This is a genomic window from Streptomyces sp. NPDC048424 (genome assembly GCF_040651555.1).
Classification (GTDB): Bacteria; Actinomycetota; Actinomycetes; order Streptomycetales; family Streptomycetaceae; genus Streptomyces.
Genome location: NZ_JBEZKE010000074.1, coordinates 1 through 3,302 on the forward strand (window position 1 = coordinate 1; position 3,302 = coordinate 3,302).

Annotated in this window: 1 rRNA gene; it reads right to left on the minus strand. The window is 56.7% G+C overall.

Features of this window, described 5'->3' with window-relative positions:
• Window positions 1–31 precede the first annotated feature (31 nt).
• Window positions 32–3,155 (minus strand): 23S ribosomal RNA (locus AB0D29_RS38535).
• Between the last annotated feature and the right edge of the window lie 147 nt (window positions 3,156–3,302).

Below are 3,302 nucleotides of genomic sequence, written 5' to 3' on the forward strand. Positions count from 1 at the left end.
TTCAGAACTAACACAGTGGACGCGAGCAACTGAGGACAAGCCCTCGGCCTATTAGTACCAGTCAGCTTCACCCGTTACCGGGCTTCCACATCTGGCCTATCAACCCAGTCGTCTACTGGGAGCCTTACCCTCTCAAGGAGGTGGGAATACTCATCTTGAAGCAGGCTTCCCGCTTAGATGCTTTCAGCGGTTATCCCTCCCGAACGTAGCCAACCAGCCATGCCCTTGGCAGGACAACTGGCACACCAGAGGTTCGTCCGTCCCGGTCCTCTCGTACTAGGGACAGCCCTTCTCAATATTCCTACGCGCACAGCGGATAGGGACCGAACTGTCTCACGACGTTCTAAACCCAGCTCGCGTACCGCTTTAATGGGCGAACAGCCCAACCCTTGGGACCGACTCCAGCCCCAGGATGCGACGAGCCGACATCGAGGTGCCAAACCATCCCGTCGATATGGACTCTTGGGGAAGATCAGCCTGTTATCCCCGGGGTACCTTTTATCCGTTGAGCGACGGCGCTTCCACAAGCCACCGCCGGATCACTAGTCCCGACTTTCGTCCCTGCTCGACCCGTCGGTCTCACAGTCAAGCTCCCTTGTGCACTTACACTCAACACCTGATTGCCAACCAGGCTGAGGGAACCTTTGGGCGCCTCCGTTACCCTTTGGGAGGCAACCGCCCCAGTTAAACTACCCATCAGACACTGTCCCTGATCCGGATCACGGACCGAGGTTAGACATCCAGCACGACCAGAGTGGTATTTCAACGATGACTCCACAACCACTGGCGTGGCTGCTTCAAAGTCTCCCACCTATCCTACACAAGCCGAACCGAACACCAATATCAAACTGTAGTAAAGGTCCCGGGGTCTTTCCGTCCTGCTGCGCGAAACGAGCATCTTTACTCGTAGTGCAATTTCACCGGGCCTATGGTTGAGACAGTCGAGAAGTCGTTACGCCATTCGTGCAGGTCGGAACTTACCCGACAAGGAATTTCGCTACCTTAGGATGGTTATAGTTACCACCGCCGTTTACTGGCGCTTAAGTTCTCAGCTTCGCACGCCCGAAAGCGCACTAACCGGTCCCCTTAACGTTCCAGCACCGGGCAGGCGTCAGTCCGTATACATCGCCTTACGGCTTCGCACGGACCTGTGTTTTTAGTAAACAGTCGCTTCTCGCTGGTCTCTGCGGCCACCCCCAGCTCAGGAAGCAAGTTCCTTCACCAGTGATGGCCCCCCTTCTCCCGAAGTTACGGGGGCATTTTGCCGAGTTCCTTAACCATAGTTCACCCGAACGCCTCGGTATTCTCTACCTGACCACCTGAGTCGGTTTAGGGTACGGGCCGCCATGAAACTCGCTAGAGGCTTTTCTCGACAGCATAGGATCATCCACTTCACCACAATCGGCTCGGCATCAGGTCTCAGCCTTATATGAGGGACGGATTTGCCTACCCCTCGGCCTACACCCTTACCCCGGGACAACCACCGCCCGGGCTGGACTACCTTCCTGCGTCACCCCATCGCTTACCTACTACAAGTCTGGTTCGTCGGCTCCACCACTTTCCTTTCCCCGAAGGGTCCGGAACGGCTTCACGGACTTAGCATCGCCTGATTCGATATTGGGCGTTTCAAAGCGGGTACCGGAATATCAACCGGTTGTCCATCGACTACGCCTGTCGGCCTCGCCTTAGGTCCCGACTTACCCTGGGCAGATCAGCTTGACCCAGGAACCCTTAGTCAATCGGCGCACACGTTTCTCACGTGTGTATCGCTACTCATGCCTGCATTCTCACTCGTGAACCGTCCACAACTAGCTTCCGCTGCTGCTTCACCCGGCACACGACGCTCCCCTACCCATCACAGCGGGCGTTGGCCCTATTGCTGCAATGACACGACTTCGGCGGTACGCTTGAGCCCCGCTACATTGTCGGCGCGGAATCACTTGACCAGTGAGCTATTACGCACTCTTTCAAGGGTGGCTGCTTCTAAGCCAACCTCCTGGTTGTCTCTGCGACTCCACATCCTTTCCCACTTAGCGTACGCTTAGGGGCCTTAGTCGATGCTCTGGGCTGTTTCCCTCTCGACCATGGAGCTTATCCCCCACAGTCTCACTGCCGTGCTCTCACTTACCGGCATTCGGAGTTTGGCTAAGGTCAGTAACCCGGTAGGGCCCATCGCCTATCCAGTGCTCTACCTCCGGCAAGAAACACACGACGCTGCACCTAAATGCATTTCGGGGAGAACCAGCTATCACGGAGTTTGATTGGCCTTTCACCCCTAACCACAGGTCATCCCCCAGGTTTTCAACCCTGGTGGGTTCGGTCCTCCACGAAGTCTTACCTCCGCTTCAACCTGCCCATGGCTAGATCACTCCGCTTCGGGTCTAGAGCGTGCAACTCAATCGCCCTATTCGGACTCGCTTTCGCTACGGCTTCCCCACACGGGTTAACCTCGCTACACACCGCTAACTCGCAGGCTCATTCTTCAAAAGGCACGCAGTCACGACTGTATGTGCAAGCACATACAGCGACGCTCCCACGGCTTGTAGGCACACGGTTTCAGGTACTATTTCACTCCGCTCCCGCGGTACTTTTCACCATTCCCTCACGGTACTATCCGCTATCGGTCACCAGGGAATATTTAGGCTTAGCGGGTGGTCCCGCCAGATTCACACGGGATTTCTCGGGCCCCGTGCTACTTGGGAGATGAGCAAGCAAGCCGCTGATGTTTCGTCTACGGGGGTCTTACCCTCTACGCCGGACCTTTCGCATGTCCTTCGACTACATCAACGGTTTCTGACTCGCCGACCGGCCGGCAGACCGATCAAGCTCATTCCCACAACCCCGCATGCGCAACCCCTGCCGGGTATCACACGCATACGGTTTGGCCTCATCCGGTTTCGCTCGCCACTACTCCCGGAATCACGGTTGTTTTCTCTTCCTGAGGGTACTGAGATGTTTCACTTCCCCTCGTTCCCTCCACACTGCCTATGTGTTCAGCAGTGGGTGACAGCCCATGACGACTGCCGGGTTTCCCCATTCGGACACCCCCGGATCAAAGCTCAGTTGGCAGCTCCCCGGGGCCTATCGCGGCCTCTCACGTCCTTCATCGGTTCCTGGTGCCAAGGCATCCACCGTGCGCCCTTAAAAACTTGGCCACAGATGCTCGCGTCCACTGTGTAGTTCTCAAACAACGACCAGCCACCCATCACCCTGCTCCTTACGGAACAAGTTCACTGGGGCCGGCACTGAAGACATGACCTTACGGCCGTACCTTCAGGACCCAACAACGTGCCAAGCATCCC